At 33.4% G+C, this 18,502-nt stretch carries 15 protein-coding genes; 10 read left to right on the forward strand and 5 right to left on the reverse strand.

Annotated features, from left to right (window positions below):
* Positions 1 to 35: 35 nt before the first annotated feature.
* The gene (gene aldA / locus LG295_RS02500) at positions 36 to 1,487 is read right to left on the reverse strand and encodes an aldehyde dehydrogenase (protein ID WP_107557654.1); all 1,452 of its coding nucleotides are present in this window, start codon (positions 1,485 to 1,487) and stop codon (positions 36 to 38) included.
* A gap of 210 nt (positions 1,488 to 1,697) precedes the next feature.
* On the opposite strand from aldA, the gene LG295_RS02505 reads away from it, so the two are divergent.
* From LG295_RS02505 to LG295_RS02525, 5 genes are all read left to right on the forward strand, one after another.
* Entirely contained in the window at positions 1,698 to 2,129 is a 432-nt protein-coding gene (locus LG295_RS02505; protein WP_107530163.1) for a MarR family winged helix-turn-helix transcriptional regulator, read from the forward strand.
* Between the two features lie 69 nt (positions 2,130 to 2,198).
* A complete protein-coding gene (gene mhqE, locus LG295_RS02510; RefSeq protein ID WP_107557653.1) occupies positions 2,199 to 3,155 on the forward strand; it encodes a ring-cleaving dioxygenase MhqE in 957 nt (318 codons plus the stop codon).
* 81 nt (positions 3,156 to 3,236) lie between these two features.
* On the forward strand, positions 3,237 to 4,136 hold the full coding sequence (locus LG295_RS02515) for a VOC family protein (protein ID WP_124227279.1): 900 nt from the start codon (positions 3,237 to 3,239) through the stop codon (positions 4,134 to 4,136).
* A gap of 30 nt (positions 4,137 to 4,166) precedes the next feature.
* Positions 4,167 to 4,760, forward strand: coding sequence for a methylhydroquinone degradation carboxylesterase MhqD (gene mhqD / locus LG295_RS02520; RefSeq protein WP_122063190.1), 594 nt, complete (start codon positions 4,167 to 4,169; stop codon positions 4,758 to 4,760).
* A 142-nt stretch (positions 4,761 to 4,902) separates the two neighbouring features.
* On the forward strand, positions 4,903 to 5,469 hold the full coding sequence (locus LG295_RS02525; protein WP_122063188.1) for a cysteine hydrolase family protein: 567 nt from the start codon (positions 4,903 to 4,905) through the stop codon (positions 5,467 to 5,469).
* A gap of 49 nt (positions 5,470 to 5,518) precedes the next feature.
* On the opposite strand, the gene LG295_RS02530 is transcribed toward LG295_RS02525, so the two are convergent.
* The gene (locus LG295_RS02530) at positions 5,519 to 6,934 is read right to left on the reverse strand and encodes an anion permease (protein ID WP_107554298.1); all 1,416 of its coding nucleotides are present in this window, start codon (positions 6,932 to 6,934) and stop codon (positions 5,519 to 5,521) included.
* 245 nt (positions 6,935 to 7,179) lie between these two features.
* On the reverse strand, positions 7,180 to 8,229 hold the full coding sequence (locus tag LG295_RS02535; protein WP_107554299.1) for a hypothetical protein: 1,050 nt from the start codon (positions 8,227 to 8,229) through the stop codon (positions 7,180 to 7,182).
* A 308-nt stretch (positions 8,230 to 8,537) separates the two neighbouring features.
* Between LG295_RS02535 and LG295_RS02540 the strand changes: the two genes are divergently transcribed.
* Positions 8,538 to 10,337, forward strand: coding sequence for a cation:proton antiporter (locus LG295_RS02540; RefSeq protein WP_404476317.1), 1,800 nt, complete (start codon positions 8,538 to 8,540; stop codon positions 10,335 to 10,337).
* Positions 10,338 to 10,500: 163 nt separating this feature from the next.
* Here LG295_RS02540 and LG295_RS02545 read toward each other — a convergent pair whose 3' ends face one another.
* Positions 10,501 to 12,453, reverse strand: a complete 1,953-nt coding sequence (locus tag LG295_RS02545) for a fructose-1,6-bisphosphatase (protein ID WP_107530171.1) — start codon at positions 12,451 to 12,453, stop codon at positions 10,501 to 10,503.
* A gap of 501 nt (positions 12,454 to 12,954) precedes the next feature.
* Here LG295_RS02545 and putP point away from each other — a divergent pair.
* Positions 12,955 to 14,511, forward strand: a complete 1,557-nt coding sequence (gene putP / locus LG295_RS02550) for a sodium/proline symporter PutP (protein WP_318832625.1) — start codon at positions 12,955 to 12,957, stop codon at positions 14,509 to 14,511.
* A 286-nt stretch (positions 14,512 to 14,797) separates the two neighbouring features.
* On the opposite strand, the gene LG295_RS02555 is transcribed toward putP, so the two are convergent.
* Entirely contained in the window at positions 14,798 to 15,406 is a 609-nt protein-coding gene (locus tag LG295_RS02555) for a DedA family protein (protein WP_107530173.1), read from the reverse strand.
* A 244-nt stretch (positions 15,407 to 15,650) separates the two neighbouring features.
* Here LG295_RS02555 and LG295_RS02560 point away from each other — a divergent pair, with 244 nt between their 5' ends.
* The 3 genes from LG295_RS02560 (at position 15,651) to budA (ending at position 18,186) form a co-directional block, all read left to right on the forward strand.
* A complete protein-coding gene (locus LG295_RS02560) occupies positions 15,651 to 16,928 on the forward strand; it encodes an MFS transporter (protein WP_318832626.1) in 1,278 nt (425 codons plus the stop codon).
* 67 nt (positions 16,929 to 16,995) lie between these two features.
* Complete coding sequence (locus LG295_RS02565; protein WP_107557645.1) at positions 16,996 to 17,286, forward strand: putative quinol monooxygenase; 291 nt, start codon at positions 16,996 to 16,998, stop codon at positions 17,284 to 17,286.
* A 201-nt stretch (positions 17,287 to 17,487) separates the two neighbouring features.
* Complete coding sequence (gene budA, locus LG295_RS02570; RefSeq protein WP_318832627.1) at positions 17,488 to 18,186, forward strand: acetolactate decarboxylase; 699 nt, start codon at positions 17,488 to 17,490, stop codon at positions 18,184 to 18,186.
* Positions 18,187 to 18,502 lie beyond the last annotated feature (316 nt).

Consider the following 18,502-nt stretch of genomic DNA (forward strand, 5'->3'; position numbering starts at 1 on the left):
AAAATAATTATTTTAAAATTTGCTGTGTCATGTTTTTAGTCATATCTTATATAGGAAACAGTTGTGTTGTAATATTCTTCTAAACCGTGTAAACCATCGGCACCACCAATACCAGATTCTCTCCAACCTGCATGGAATCCATTCACTACCTCTTCGGCTTCACAGTTTGCATAGACTTCACCAAATTTAAGTTTTTCAGTAGCTAACATAATTTCTTTTAAATTTTCAGAGAAGATAAAGGACGATAAACCGGCATTTGTATCATTGGCTTGTGCAATTGCAGTATCAAAATCTTGATAAGTTACGATAGGTAGAACAGGGCCGAAAATTTCATTTTTAAAAGCTTCATCTTCAACGTTTACGTGATCTAAAATAGTAGGTTCATAGAAGAAACCAGAACGTTCTATTTTATGTCCTCCTGTAATTAAAGTAGCGCCATTTTTTATGGCATTTTGGACTTTCTCATCTATACTATCAAGTTGTTGTTGGTTAATAATTGCACCGTAATCAGTTTGTTCATCAAATGGATCACCTACAGTTAATTGTTCCATTTTAGCTTTTAATTTATTTACAAAATCCTCGTGAACATCTTCGTGTACAAAAATACGTTCAGGGCAAGTGCATACTTGTCCAGCATTATTGATTCTGGCAGTAACGATGTAATCAACGGCTTTGTCTAAGTTAGCATTAGGAGTTACTAGCGCTGGAGCATTACCACCAAGTTCTAAGTTTACTTTTTTCACTGTATTGGCGCTTTCAGCATACACTGATTTACCAGCTCTCATGCTACCTGTAAGTGAAATAAGTTGGATGTCAGGGTGTTGTGCTAATTTAGTACCAACTGTTTCGCCTGTGCCAGGAAGTATTTGGACAAGTCCTGCTGGTATTGTTGAATTACGAATAAGTTCTGCGATTTTCAGTGTTATTAACGAAGTTGCTTCACTTGGTTTAATGACTACAGAACAACCTGTGATGATCGCGGGAATGACCTTTCTCATTAATACCATAATAGGTGCATTCCATGGAACGATTCCTGCAGTAACACCAATCGGCTTTTTAGTTAGTAAAATGGTCTCGTTCTCTCTAGTGTTTTGTAACACTTCGCCTTTATTATTCATACCTAAACTCGTCATATAATTAATAAAGTGTATGGCTTTATCTATTTCACCTTTTGCAGATGCGAGGGTTTTACCTTGTTCTTTAACATACAATGTTGCTAGTTCATCTTTATTTTTTTCGAGTAGGGGTATGAGTAACTTAACGTGATCTGAGCGAGTAGGTTCTGGTGTTTGTTCCCATTCTAGTTGTGCTTGTTTTGATTTAGCAATTGCATCGTTAACTTCGTACTCAGTTGCAAAAGTTATCGTATCTATCTTTTCTCCAGTTGCAGGATTGATAACATCCATAGTGTCTGTTGATTTACTTTCGATAAATTCATTGTTTATAAATAATTGATTCAATGTTTGACACCTCCACACTCTATGCATACCACTAATAATCCTTCTGAAAACGACATACTTTATTTTTCTAATAGTAAAATTTTTTAGTTAACTATAAAATTAGAAGCAGAATAACTATACTAGAGGCTGTTTAGAACTTTTTAGTATAATTTTTATACTTAAGTGTTGACTAATTGAAGAAGCGGCGTTATAATTTATCTCGAATTCGAAATAAAATTCAGGAAGTTGGTGAATCCTATGGATCGTACGAAAGAATCTTTAAATTCGTTTGTTGGTTTAAATAGAACAGTAGATCATTTAATGAAGATTGTTAGAAAGGATGTCCAAAGGCATGGCTTAAATGTAACTGAGTTTGCAGTGATGGAATTACTTTATAACAAAGGCGACCAACCGATACAACGTATTGGTAATAGAGTACTTATTGCAAGTAGTAGTATTACCTATGTTGTGGATAAACTTGAAGAAAAAGGATGCGTAAGTAGGCAACGGGATGAACAAGATAAACGTGTGACGAACGCATCATTAACTGAAAAAGGCTATGCAATGATGGATGAAATTTTTCCTGATCATGCTTCAACATTAGAATCAACATTTTCAGTATTAACTAATGATGAAATAACTGTATTGCAACAAGCTTTAAAAAAACTAAGTGCTCAACCTATAGAATAGTCGTAGCACTTAAAATTTTAAATAAAATTACTTCGAAATCGAGATAAAATTATAAAGAGGAGTTTTACTATGACAAATAATCAATTATTAGGAATCCACCACGTAACAGCTATGACAGACGACGCTGAAAGAAACTATAAATTTTTCACTGAAGTCTTAGGCATGAGACTTGTTAAGAAAACAGTTAACCAAGACGACATATACACGTATCACACATTTTTTGCAGATGATGAAGGTTCTCCAGGTACAGATATGACATTCTTCGATTTTCCTAATGTACCTAAAGGTGTACCTGGTACAAACTCAATTACACGTCCATCATTCAGAGTACCTAATGACGCGGCTCTTGAATACTATGAACAACGTTTTAATGAGTTCGGAGTGCAACATGAAGGTATACAAGCATTATTTGGCACAAAAGTATTACCATTTGAAGAAGAAGACGGACAAAGTTATCAACTTGTATCTGATGAGGATAATGAAGGCGTTGCACCTGGTAAACCATGGAAAAATGGCCCAGTACCAAGTGATAAAGCGATTTATGGTTTAGGTCCGATTGAAATTACTGTAAGTTATTTTGATGACTTCAAGAAAGTTTTAGAAGAAATTTATGGTATGAAAGCAATTATTATAGAAGAAGATGTAGCAATTTTAGAAGTTGGCGAAGGTGGTAACGGCGGCCAAGTTATTTTAAGAAAAGATACTGAAGGTCCTGAAGCGAGACAAGGATATGGTGAAGTACATCACGTATCATTTAGATTGAAAGATCATGAAGCAATTGAGCAGTGGTTAGAAAAATATAAAACGGCGGGTATAGGTAATTCAGGTTTAGTCGATAGATTTTACTTCGAGGCACTATATGCACGCATTGGTCATATTTTAATAGAAGTATCAACAGATGGCCCTGGATTTATGGATGATGAACCTTATGAAACATTAGGTGAAAGTTTAGCGCTACCGCCATTTTTAGAATCACAACGTGAGTATATTGAATCAGAAATACGTCCATTTGACACTAGAAGATAACTAGCAAAGGTTATAATTAATAACAACGAAGCCATATTGAAATGTAATAACGAAATAAATAGAAAGTTAGGAGGCAACGATATGGAAGCAATTCAACATATCCATCATATTTCAGCCATTGTAGGTAACCCCGAAGAAAATATAAAATTTTATAGAGATATATTAAACTTGAAACTAATCAAGAAAACAGTAAATTATGATGATCCTTCAACTTATCATTTATATTTTGCGAATGATTCAGTAGATAATGGTACAATCATTACTTTCTTCAACTGGCCAAATACTCATAAAGGACATATTGGGAACGGCCAAGTAGAACGTATTGCTTTCAGAGTGCCAAAAGGATCTTTAGAGGCTTGGACACAACATTTGGAAATGAATCAAATAAAAACAATGACTACACAATTATTTGAATCTAAAACGTTAGAGTTTGAAGATATACATGGTTTACCGCTAGCATTAGTAGAAGATGACAAGGAGCAAAGAGACCAACAAGCCATTATTGGTTTTCACGGTGTCACACTACTATCTTCAAATCCGCAAGAGACTGTAAAAACTTTAACAACTGATATGGGTCTGGTTAAAACGAACGAAGATGAAGGGTATATTCATATTGAAACACAAGGTGAGTGGCGTCATCATGTTATAGTGAAAAAACAAATTGCTGACACTGACGTTCGTTGGGGAGTTGGCGTTGTGCATCACATTGCATGGTCAGTTCCAACAAACCAAGCACATCTTGATTGGCAAGCGTATATGAGTAATAAAGGTTATCACGTAACAGAGGTTAAAGACCGTAGCTATTTTAATGCAATTTACATGAAAGAACACGGTGGTATTATCTTTGAATTTGCAACAGAAGGTCCTGGGTTTACGATAGACGAACCTTTTGAGCAGTTAGGTCAAAAGTTAGTATTACCGTCACAGTATGAAGATAGAAGAGAAGCGTTATTACGTTTATTACCACAGATACGCGTTTAACATTAAAGATGAAAAAGGAGATGAAAATTTATGGAACATATTTTTAGAGAAGGTGAAGCAAACGCGCCAACGTTTATTTTATTACATGGTACTGGTGGGGACGAAAATGATTTATTACCTTTAGCTCAAGCACTTAACCCTAAATACAATGTTCTCAGTATCAGAGGTGAAATTTCTGAGAATGGAATGAATCGTTTCTTCAAAAGACTGGGAGAAGGAAAATACGATTTAGAAGATTTAGAATATCGTACGAATAGATTAATCTCATTTTTAAAAGAAGCGGCAGAACGCTATAATTTTGACTTGTCAAAGGCGATACCTGTTGGTTTTTCAAACGGCTCAAACATTGCAATCAGCATGATTTTGCATCAGGACACATCTTTTGAAAAAGCTTTATTATATGCGCCTTTATACCCAGTAGATCTTGTTGATAACAAGGATCTAAGTAATATGAATGTATTACTTTCAATGGGACAACATGATCCAATTGTTCCTGTCGAGGCTAGTGAAAATGTAATTCATATCTTCGAAAGTCGCGGTGCTCAAGTAGAGCAAGTTTGGGTTAATAGTCATGAATTAACTCAAGCAGGTGTAGCAGCAGGGCAATCATTACTAGATTTATAAAATAATAAGCCATCGACATCATACATTAATGAAGTATGATGTTCGGTGGCTTATTTTGTATGAGTTCAATTTGAGTAAGTAGTTATAAATTCATTTATAATGTTTATTGAATACCAATAGAATAAAAAGGTGGAATGAATATATGGAGAATAACCAAGCGCTTATAGTCATGGATATGCAAAACGGAATAGTGCGTGGATTAGAACAGAAAGAAAGCATTATTCATTTTAATAAGCAAGCAATCAATTTTGCTCGTCAGCAAAATATACCGGTTATTTTTATTCGTGTTGCGTTTACAGGTGACTTTTTAGAGGTATCACCTAATAATAAAATGTTTGCACAAATGAAAGCTAACGGCTTACGGATGAATAAAGCAGATGAAGAGACACAAATTCTTGACGCATTAGGACGCCAAACACATGAACCACTCGTTACAAAACATAGATTAAGCGCATTTACAGGCAGTAATTTAGAAGTATTATTGCGTGGGTTACAAGTAGAACATCTTGTCTTAACTGGTGTGAGTACTAGTGGTGTTATACTATCTACGGCCACTGAAGCGGCAGATAAGGATTATAAACTGACTATATTATCAGATGCTATAGCCGACCAAGATGAAGCAAAACATCAATTTTTACTCAATAAAATTTTAACAAGATACGCTGATATAATGACCACAGATTTATGGACAAGTAAATCAATTCATTAAAAATCCCCAAGCCATGTTTAATGTGTTTAACATGGCTTGGGGTTATATATTACATAAGGCCGATGAGTTTCATCCATAATGATCCAACGCCTAACCATACAATAAAATAGAAGAAGGCAAGTATTGCATTCATAGTCCACCAACGATTTTGTGTAACATAACCAGCTGAATATAGGATGGGCGCTGGACCGCTACTGTAGTGTGTTGTAGAAGCCATTAAATTCCCGAAGAAACCTAACATTAATGCGCTATATAATGGTGGTGCTCCCGTAGCGATAGCCACACCGAGTAAGGCTGAGTACATTGCACTAACGTGCGCTGTTGAACTCGCAAATAAATAATGTGAATAGAAATAAAAGAGTATCAAAATAATTAAAACGATTGGCCAACTTAAGCCGCCTAAACTACCTGATATCGATTCACTTAACCAAGGAATAAAGCCGAGTTCATTGAGTTGATTCGCCATCATCACTAGGATTGAAAACCAAACTAATGTATTCCATGCACCAGTCTCTTTAAGGATATCATTCCAAGTGAGCACACCTGTAATGAGTAATAGTGATAATGCGATAAAGGCAGTTAAAGTGGCATTAATATTTAATGTACTGCCTAGAACCCAAAGACCAAGTGCAATAATAAAGATGGCAATCATGAATTTTTCACTTTTAGCCATGATGCCCATATCAGTGAGTTCATTTTGTGCCCATGATTTGGCATTTGGCGTTTCTTTAATTTCTGGTGGATACATTTTGTAAATGATAAGTGGTACTAGTATTAATGAAATAATACCTGGGACTAACGCTGCTAAGAACCAGTGCATCCAAGTGATGTCGACGCCTTGATGTTTTGCAAGAGATTGTGCAAGTGGGTTACCAGCCATAGCAGTTAAAAACATAGCTGCAGTAATTAAGTTACCATGAAATTCTGTAAATATAAGAAAAGCACCCATTTTACGTTGCGTACCGTCTTCTGGTTTTGAACCAAATGAACGGGATAGTGCATTGATAATAGGAAACATAATACCACCTGCTCTAGCAGTATTACTTGGTGTGGCAGGTGCAAGGATTAAATCTACACCAATAAGTGAATACCCTAAACCAAGCGTTTTTTTACCGAACAATTTAACGAATTGCAATGCAATACGTCGCCCCAAACCAGTTTTTACAAAGCCTCTAGAAATGAAAAAGGCCATTGCAATTAACCAAATACTACTATTGCCAAACCCAGCTACAGCAGTATCGATTTTAACCGTGTTAGTTAACACAGTTAATGTGAAACCTATCATAGCAATTGCACCTATCGGTAGTGGTTGTGTAATACACCCAATGATTGTTGCTACAAATATAGCAAACATGTGCCAAGCAGCAGGATCTAAACCATCTGGTCTAAGTGGTGTGAATAGCCAGATAATGATGCCTGCAACGATAGGAAAAATAAATTTTTTGTAGTTAATGCCTTCGTGCATTAGAATCATCTTCCTTTACGTATGATTGTGATAAAAAAATAGTAATTTAGAAATAAAAAATATAATTTATAGTGCCCATATATTTTCCTATCCTATTAATTTATTATAAATTTGTCATAATAATTATAATTATGACAATACATATTGTAAAGTTGGTGTTTAAATGGGTGAATCTTTTAAAAAATAGTAATAAGGTTTTATAGCACGGTATTAAGCGCAAAGTCACTATGCAAAATTAAATGTGTCTATTTTCGCAATATTCCTTTTGCCAAGATTGGTATTAATAGAATAAAACCAAATACGCCCATAACTGGAAATACCTTGCCTATTAATTCGATAAAACCAATAAACGTTGTGGCAAATGTAACGATTGTCATCACAATGATTAGTCGATAATAGGCTTTAGTATAAGGCGTAGTAAATCTAGATGCGAAAGCGTACATAAGCCCAACAACGGTATTATAAATAACCAATACCATTACAACCGACATAAAAATCCCAATAAATGGAGAAATCTGTTTTGCTAACAACAATGAAGGTAACGCAACACCAGTAATCTGTGTGAATTCAGTAATCATACCTAAGTTGAGCATCAAGAGTAAGAATGTAATGGTCATACCACCTAATATACCACCCCAAACTGTTGATTTTTCAAATTTTAAACGGCCGCCCATAACTGATAAAAAGCTAAAAGCAGCGGCAATTTGTAAACTACCGTAATTAATTGCATCAAACCACCACCATTGGTCTGAGCGACCCTCACTATTTGAATAATGATGTGCAGCATTGAAGTTTAACTGACCTGTAGAAAAGTAATAGACAGCAATGATTGTAACAATAATTACTAAAAATGGTGTAACTATCCCTAAAACGGTAATAAGACGATCAAATTTTAAGAATAGTGTTAGTAGGATAACGAGAACTAAAATTAATGAACTAAATACATAAGGCATTCCTGTACTTTCGTGAATGGTTGATGCGCCACCAGCGGTCATTATCATAGCTAGTGCAAATAAAAATAAAGTCAAAATAATATCAAATACTGTTGCGATAGGACGCGGTAAATAGTGTTTAATTGGTTCAGTATGATTATGAGAGCGTAAGCGATAACCAGTTTGTAGTACAAAGACACCGCCAATTGTAATGATGAATCCTGTAATGAACACACCATAAACACTAAAATTCCCATTACTTGTAAAAAACTGAAAAATTTCTTGTCCAGTTGCAAATCCAGCACCCACAACAACGCCAACAAATGCAAAAGCAACAATAATAATTTCCTTCAAGTTTGTCATAGAAGTTGAAATCCTTTCATTGTTTGAGATTGTAAAATTTTGTAGAAAAGTATCACAGTGAATCATTTTATATGAAAATAAGGTAAAATTAAACACTAAAGTTTATATACTGAATACAATTGTGTATATAGAGTGAACTTTTGAGAGAGAACTGAAGTAATAAATAAAAGAAAAACATTTTTAGTGCGTTAATATAAAATTTTTGATAATATGTCTTCTTATTGCTTTATTTTATGCTTTAATTTAGTAGCTAATTTACATAAAAATACCAGGTAATAAATATAAAAAATCGGGAGAGTGTGAGTCATGTGTCATTATTAAATTTACCGTTAACATTACTCATTGTTATATTTTTGGCATTGGGTATTTTTAGTCAATGGTTTGCGAATAGAATTAAATGGCCATCTATTGTAGTTATGGCTATAGTTGGATTGCTTGTAGGACCAGTATTTGGCTTAATCAATCCGCAAGAAAGTTTGGGGGAAGAAGTATTCAGTCCCTTAGTTTCATTAGCAGTGGCAATTATCTTGTTTGAGGGAAGTAGTAATTTAGATTTTCGTGAAATTAAAGGAATTTCTAAAGCGGTTATACGTATTATCACGATAGGTGCAATTATTGCTTGGATACTTGGGGCGGTCACACTACATTATATCATTGGTTTTTCACTATCTATTTCGTTAGTGTTAGGTGGCTTATTTTTAATCACAGGACCAACTGTGATTCAACCATTATTAAAACAAGCGAAAGTTAAAAAGCGTGTTGATTCAATACTAAGATGGGAAAGTATTATACTTGATCCTATTGGACCAATGCTTGCTTTAGGTGCTTTTTATATTTTTCAAATTATAGAACAAGGATTTGATTTGCAGTTAATAGCTAGATTTATTATAAGTTTATTCATTGCAATTGCTATTGGATTTGGTGCATCGTACTTATTTATGTGGTTAATTAAAAAAGATCTTATTCCACAAAATTTGATGCCGCCGATACAATTAATCTTTATTTTATTAATTTTTTCGATATGTGATGAGATTTTACCGGAATCAGGCCTATTAGCAGTTACGATATTTGGTCTAATGATGGCACGTATGAAGAGACACGATTTAATCTTTAAGGAATCAGATCATTTTATTGAAAATACATCATCGATTATGATTTCCACTGTATTTATATTAATCACTTCTTCATTAACTTTAGAAGTATTAAAAAGTGTTATGTCTTGGAAACTATTTATTTTTTGTGCCATTATGATTATCTTAGTAAGACCAATTTCCATCCTCTTGTCTACAGTGAACACTGAGATATCTAAACGAGAGAGAGCGATGGTATCAATGATGGCTCCTAGAGGTATAGTTGTATTAACTGTAGCGCAATTTTTCGGTGGATTATTCATTGAAAAAGGAACGCCGATGGCAGAATATATAACGCCAGTGACTTTTGGCTTAGTATTTATTACCGTTGTCATATATGGCTTTAGCTTTTTACCATTAAGTAAGATTATGCATATGTCTAGTACTGAACCACCAGGCATTATTATAGTAGGGGAAAGTGAATTTTCCTTTCATCTTGGAGCAAAATTAAGAAGCCATAACATACCAGTTATGACATTTAATTTATTTAGTAATACAACACAACGGTCAAAAGAATTAGGATTTGAAGTTTTCGATGGCAACTTATTATCAAGCAATGATCGAATATATGCAGATATGACACGATATAATAAATGTATATTGATGACACAATCCTTTATATTTAATAGCTTAGCTTTTAATGAGTTAGTTCCAGAATTTGGTTTGAAACATGTAGATATGATGCCAGTGTCGTTTAGCGATGAACATGATCGTAGTAACGTTGATGGTCCGATTAGAAATCATATTCTTTTTGATTGGAATTTCACATCCCATTGGTTTAATCGTTTTATAAGTGAACACAATATTTTAGAAATACCAGCGAAAAAACAAAATCAATTAACTAAAAACGACATGATCCTCTATCATATAGATAATAATAGTGTAGTAACATTCAAGCGTAGCAATCAGTTTATCTCTGAAGCTGAGGAAGGCGTAATAGGATATTTAAAAGATGCTTACTTACATCAAAATATATAAGAAGTTAAAAAGAGTGAGAACGTTTTCTCAGCCTAACCTATCGACAAAAGGTTCAACTTTGTCGATAGGTTTTGTTTTCATAGATACTTCTTTTATTCATAGAAAATCCGAGACATAGCTATATGCCTCGGATTATTTTATATATTCGTACTTATGGGTGTCTCTAGTTTACAAAACGATCATGCATTAATTCTTTTAAGATATCAATCTGAGCTTGAATTTCATGACCAGTATTTGTATCACGAATTTTTTTACGTTGTAATTCTTTATCTACGACACGACGAATTGAGAGTTCATCAGCACCGTTAAGCAATACGTGCTTTTTAGAGTTAAAGTGTTGATGGGCCACGAGCTGCATACCAAATGAATTATAAAGTAGAGTATATCCAGCAATACCTGTTGTTGATTGATAAGCTTTCGAGAATCCGCCATCAATGACAATCATTTTACCATCAGCTTTAATTGGGTCTTCTCCATCAATTTCTTTCACAGGTGTATGACCATTGATAATATGACCTTGTTCGGGATCTAATCCGAAATCTTTTAACATTTTTTTACACATATCTACATCTTCACGTAAATAATAATAAGGATTTTTAGTTTCTTTATGTGCTGTTTTATCCTTGATGAAATAGCGTTCAAATGTAGTCATTGCACGTTTGCCAAATAATGAAGAGTATTTACCAGTCCATAAATACCAAACTAAATCTGTAGCTAAATCATCTTGAATATCTTTATGGTCAAATGCTATTCGTACATATTCTTCGAAATGGTCTAATAAATCTCTACCATAACATTTCACGCCATCAATAACCATTGATTCCATTTCGCCTTGTTCATCGACGGGGATACAACCATGGATAAGTAAGTTTCCATTGTAAGGTAAGTAAAGTTTTCCTTTTTGCATAAGGAAAGTCATGTGACGCTTTAGTTTTTCGGATTGTTGAACTGATAATAATAACTTATCGATTACATCTGCTTCTTCATCAGTTAATTTATTTGGATCATTAGGATCAACGGTTTGGAAACAAGTGTGTTCTAATGGGTATGTTTTTCCGTAAAGTGTTGCTTCATTTTTTTCATAATTAATTTTTTCTAATACTAAACGTTCTTCCATTTCAAATGTAGGTCGACGTTTGATAATTGGTGCTTCTAATTTAAATTGAATAATAGCTATGGCTTGATGGAGTTTAGTGATTTGTTCTAACTCTAAATCAGATAAACCTTCAGCATTTTTAGGGCGGAATGCTGGATTTGATCCATCATAATATTTATCAGCAAGTGTTAGTAACGGTCGTAAATTGATGCCATATGCATCTTCAATAATATCCAAATTATCGTAACGTGCACAAATTCTAAGTAAGTTTGCAAGACAAACCTTAGACCCTGCATATGCTCCAATCCATAGTACATCATGATTACCCCATTGAATATCTACAGAAGGATAATCTATGAGTGTTTCCATAATCTTATCCGGTTCAGGTCCTCGATCATAGATATCACCTACGACATGTAAGTGATTAACCACTAGATGTTGTACTGTGAAAGATAGTCCAATAATTAAATCATCTGACTGTTCTAATTCTATAATTTGTTTGATTAACGTTTCATAGTAGGAGTGTTTATTATTATATTTATTACTTTTATACAATAATTCTTCCACAATAAAAACATAATTTTCAGGTAAAGATTTACGTAGTTTTGTACGTGTATATTTTGATGACGCATAAGTAATTAGTTTAATTAGACGATGAATGGTCGTAATATACCATTCATTTAATTCTGATTTTGAACTAAAACTATTTTTTATGAGTTGTAATTTTTCTTCAGGATAATAAACCAAAGCAGAAAACTCATTAATTTCTTTACGCGTTAACGTATCTTGGAAAATGTCATTTATCTTTGAACGAACATTCCCTGAACCATTTCGTAAAACATGTTGAAAGGCATGGAATTCTCCGTGCAAGTCACTAACAAAGTGCTCTGTCCCTTTTGGAAGTTCCAAAATAGATTCTAAATTGATGATTTCAGTTGCGAGCGCTTCTTTAGTATCAAATTGTTCAGAAAGTAAATCTAAAAATCTTTCTTTTACACTCTTGTCTGTTGAATTATGCATTATTTATGTCACTCCAGTTGAATAAATTTCTAAAGTATAAAATACAAATTAGTAAAACGCTTCCAATATGTATTTCTTATTGTAGCATTAAAAAACAATCTTTTGTCTACTACTTATTATATTATGAATTTTAATTAAATTCGAAGATATGGCTTGATTGTATAACCTAGTGTCAAAAAGTGTTTTATATGAAGCATTAAAAGTCGAATTTGAAAAGCAATATCTTAATGTTACTCAAATATAGTATTTTTAATATTTACATAAATATTGTGGTAAACATACATTTTTATGAATGCTAAAAGAAGTGTTTTTGTTATAAAAGTGTAATTATACAATTATAATTTTTAGGCGTTAAAATCTTTTTGCAACAGTGTTTAGAGCGTGTTATTAGGTTATTATATATACAATCTAACAAAAAATTTACGATTTATTGTTTAATTTGATGATTATTTTTGTATAATATATGCATGTAACAAAATTATAAGGGGAGGAGTTTGTTTCATGTTTACATTGGGGACATCATTATCGAGTCAAGTAGATCCAAATTGGCAAACATATATTATGTTGAGTGTTTATTTTATTGTTTTATTAGGCATAGGATACTATGGGTTTAAACAATCTACGAGCAACGTAAGTGAATATATGTTAGGTGGAAGAAATATTGGTCCTTATGTAACGGCATTGTCTGCAGGGGCGTCCGACATGAGTGGTTGGATGATTATGGGATTACCAGGTGAAGTGTATTCAACTGGATTATCTGCAGCATGGTTAGCCATAGGCTTAACAATTGGCGCATACATAAACTATGTAGTTGTAGCACCTCGTCTTCGTGTTTATACGGAAAAGGCTGGAGATGCAATTACACTACCAGATTTCTTTAAAAATAGAGTGGATGATAAATCAAATCTAATTAAAATAATTGCAGGTGGGATTATCGTTGTATTCTTTACGCTTTACACTCACTCCGGAATGGTTTCAGGGGGCGTATTGTTTGAAAGTGCCTTTGGATTGAATTATCACTTTGGTATGTTATTAGTGGCAATTATAGTTATTGCATATACGTTCTTCGGAGGTTACTTAGCAGTATCATTAACAGATTTTTTCCAAGGGGTTGTTATGATTATTGCTATGGTAATGGTCCCGATAGTTGCGATGATGCAATTAAGTGGTCTAGATACCATTTCACAAGCAGCAGAATTAAAACCTACAAATTTAGATTTATTTAAAGGAACAACGTTTATAGGTATTATTTCTTTCTTTGCTTGGGGGTTAGGTTATTTTGGTCAACCACACATAATTGTTCGTTTTATGTCTATCAAATCTATCAAACAATTACCGACAGCAAGACGTTTTGGTATAGGTTGGATGGCGATTAGCTTACTTGGTGCAGTGGGTGTTGGACTGGTAGGTATCACTTTTGTAAATAGCAATGGGGTTGAAATAAAAGATCCTGAGACGTTATTTATTTTAATGGGACAAATATTGTTCCATCCACTTGTTGGCGGATTTTTACTTGCTGCCATTTTAGCTGCGATTATGAGCACGATTTCTTCGCAATTGTTAGTGACATCAAGCTCATTAACAGAAGACTTTTATAAGTTGTTTCGTGGTGCAGAAGCCGCTAAAGAACATCAAAAAGAATTTGTATTGGTTGGGCGTATATCAGTTATAATTGTTGCTATTATATCTATATGGATTGCATGGTCGCCTAATGATACGATATTAAATCTTGTAGGTAATGCTTGGGCAGGTTTTGGTGCAGCCTTTGGACCACTAGTGCTCTTGTCGTTATATTGGAAAGGCCTAAGTCGTACCGGCGCTATCAGCGGTATGTTGTCGGGTGCAATCGTAGTTATACTATGGATTGTATTTGTTAAACCACTAGGAGATATAAACGATTTCTTTAATTTATATGAAATCATACCTGGCTTTTTAACAAGTCTGATTGTTACATTCATAGTCAGTAAATTGACTAAGAAACCACAAATTGATGTAGCGACTGATTTAGCTGATGTACGTCGAATTGTTAAAAATAAAGATGAACAGAGTGAATCATAATTTAAAAAGGGGTTTAAATTATGGCTGATATTCACTTGTTCAGCTTAACATTATAGTGTTATTTAATAAGGGAGAAATTTTATATAGATCGTGAAAGGCTAACTTCAAAGGGGGAAGTTAGTCTTTTTTATGTCAAATATTGATAACGTTTTGGAAATTAAAGATATCAGTATGAAAAACGCACTTAGCACAATGATTTTATTATTGCGACAAGAGCGTAAAATTTTATTGGATTTTAAGTGAGTTAAATGAGCCTGTTAATTTATTATGCTAAACAAACGCGTTCTTATTGGACGCGGTCTTTTTTGAAAAGTCTATAAAAGACAAAAATCACCGCTAAAATAATAACGACATACATAATATACGAATAGGTATGTAAACCATTCATTAATACATCCCAACTACCACTCAATAATTTGCCTAAATAAATTAAAGCGAAATTCCAAATGGTTGTACCAATTAATGAAAGAATTGTAAAAACTACAACATTCATACGATTGATTCCTGCTGGGATAGTAATCAGCACACGTAAAACTGGTATAAAGCGACAGATGAACACTGCAATGGCACCATATTTTTTAAACCAATCGTTCGCACGTTCAACATCTTTGCCTTTTAATTTAATCCATTTGCCATATTTATCAACGAAACGATATAAACGCGTTTCAGAAACAAGTCTACTTATATAATAGAGGACAAGTAAACCTATCAATGATGCAATGGTTGAAATTGTAAAAAGAATGGGGATAGATAATCCTGATTTAACAGACATTAGTCCTGCAAAGGTTAAAATAATTTCAGAAGGTATAAAAGGTAATATATTTTCGAATAATATTAATATTGCAATGGCAGCATAGCCCCATGTGCTAATAAAGTCGGTAAGTATTTGTTCCATAGCTCTATGATTGGCTCCTTTAAAATCAAACTTTGTTAATTATTTTGTACATCTTCAAGTATAATCTAAAATACTAAATTGTCCACGGAACATACATAGGGCTCAAGTATGATATTGTGATTGATTTTATATAATCATGTAAAAAGTAAAAAAAGTTATTGTAAGCGATTTCATGTTGTGGTAATATCATTAAAACAATAGGTCATATGATGACTAGTTATTTAAGGGAGAAAGTTGGAGAGAGATGAAAGAAAAAAGAACAAATATTAGATGGTATTTTGCAATAGCATTTTTTATTATCGGAGTAATTGCTTATATGGACCGTTCCAATATATCTATAATTGCAGGACCGATGATGGAAGATTTAAACTTAAATAAGACACAATTCGGTTTATTAGCATCATTCTTTTCATTAGGCTATGCATTGATGCAAGTGCCGTCTGGATTTTTGGCTGAAAAATTTGGGTCAAAAAAATTATTAACTATTGCACTTGTTTGGTGGAGCGCTTTTACGATTTTAACAGGTATTGTGAAAAATCATGGTATGCTTTACGCCGTACGTTTCTTATTCGGTGTCGGAGAAGCGCCAATGTATCCTTCTAATGCCGTATTTAATACAAACTGGTTTGCAAAAGGTGAAAAAGGACGTGCGTCTAGTGCGTTGCTTGCTGGTTCATATTTTGGACCTGTAATTGCTCCAGTAGTAACGATAGCAATTGTAAATATGTTTGGTTGGCAAGCGGTATTTTATATATTTGGTGCGGTAGGTTTTGTTATCGCTATATTATGGATGGTAATTGCAAAAGATTTACCAGAACAACACAAAATGGTAAATGAAGCAGAGAAGAATTATATTATTGAAAATAGAGATGTTATAAAGACAGAAAAATCCCATGCACCATGGAATATTTTTTTCACGCGCTTTAGTTTTTATGCGATAGCTGCACAATATTTTGTAGTACAGTTCGTAGTTTCGTTATTTTTAATTTGGTTACCTACATATCTTACGGAACAGTATAAAGTGAAACTTACTGATCCTGATATGGCTTGGGCAGCAGGCGCTCCTTGGATAGCAATGTTCTTACTTATACTTTGTGGAGGAGCAATTTCAGATAAACTGTTACAAAGTGGTAAATCTCGTTTTGTGGCACGTGCATCAATTGCGATTATTGGTTTCTTAGTATTCTGTATCTCATTATTTATGTCATTACAAACAGACAATTTAGTCGTTAATGTATTTTGGCTATCATTATGTCTCGGAGGTATTGGTATTGCCACAGGAATGAGTTGGGCAGCAGCGACGGATTTAGGACGTAATTTCTCTGGTTCGGTATCAGGTTGGATGAATCTGTGGGGGAATATTGGTGCATTATTAAGTCCGTTATTGGCTGGTATGATGGTTGACATCGTGGGTTGGACAATGACATTAGAATTAGTAATCATTCCAGTAGTGTTTGCGATTATTATGTGGTTCTTTGTAAAACCGGATCAACCTTTAATTATAGAAAAAGAAAATTTATAAAGTTTAATTATTTGTGTTTTTTGATTACCCCCTAGTATGATAATGATACTTATGAGGAGGGGAAAATATGATTACTATTAATGCAATAATGAAAATTGACCCAGCTAAAAGAGAAGGTTATTTAAAATTAGTAAAACCATTACTTGAAGGTGCTAGCACTGAGGAAGGTTCATTATTTTATAAACATTTTGAACAAACAGACGAGCCTAATACTTTTGCTTTTATCGAACGTTACAAAGATGAAGCAGCTGTTGAAGCACATAACAATTCTGATCACTTTAAAGCATTCTTTGCTGAAGTAAGCCAATATTTAGTTGAAAAACCAGATATTAGCGTTTCTCAAGACCAAACAACATAACTAATTATTTGAAATGTATTGAAATAATAAGAGAGTGGGATAGAAATCAAAATTCAATTTTGATCTCTATCCTATTTTCTTTATCTTGGGAAAGATAAGCAAGATACTGTTTTAATCATATTAATAAGTGTATAATTTTATGTTGCGGGTAATATAATAATGATTTTGATAGAGAAAAGTAGTTTTAGGAGTGTAAAAATAATGTTATATCAACATGGTACTTTAGGAACGTTAATGGCGGGTTTATTAGAAGGTACTGCAACAATTAATGAAATTTTAGAACATGGTGATTTAGGTATAGGAACACTCACAGGTTCTGATGGTGAAGTGATTATATTAGATAATCAAGCTTTTCATGCAAATGAATATGGAGAATTCAAGGAGTTGAAGGGCGACGAGTTTACACCTTTTGCAACGGTTACGCCATTCAAACCAGACGATCAATTTGATGTGCGTAATATAACTGATTCTGAAACATTATTAAATAAAGTACAACAAAAAGCTTTAAGTGACAATATTTTTATCGCTGTAAAAATAACTGGTAAATTTGAAATGGTACATGTGCGTATGATGCCAAAACAAGAGAAACCATATACGAAACTGATTGAATCTGCTAAGCGTCAGCCTGAATTCACGCATGAACAAATAGATGGTACAATTGTTGGCTTTTATGCCCCACAATTATTTCATGGTATAGCTGCTAGTGGGTTCCACTTACATTTTGTAGATGATCATAAATCAGTCGGAGGGCATGTACTAGATTTTGAAATGAATCATGGTATAGTTGAATTGAGTAATATAGAGACGCTAGAACAACATTTCCCAGTAAATAATCAAACTTTCTTAGAAGCAGATATTGATTATTCCAATGTAGAAGCAGATATTAAAGAAGCCGAGTAAAAAAACAACCATTAATTTTTAGTTGAATAAGTTACAAAGTGTTCATACGAATCGCATCTAGAAGAATTTGAAAAAAGTGTTAAAATAGAGAAGTAATACTTCTAGATAAGTATATATATTTAAGATGACGTTATATATTTTATTAAACTAAATAAGTTAGGAACAAATTCACTAAATCATATGGCTATTTAATAATTCAAGCGTATTAATATGAGTTGTTGTTTAAGATGGACATAGCAAATCGATTATCTAATAATTAAGATGGCATGTTTTAATACAAGACTTTTAACTATTTAATCAGCCTTATGAGGGCGGG

Source organism: Staphylococcus pseudoxylosus, from assembly GCF_044794325.1.
Taxonomy (GTDB): Bacteria; Bacillota; Bacilli; order Staphylococcales; family Staphylococcaceae; genus Staphylococcus; species Staphylococcus pseudoxylosus.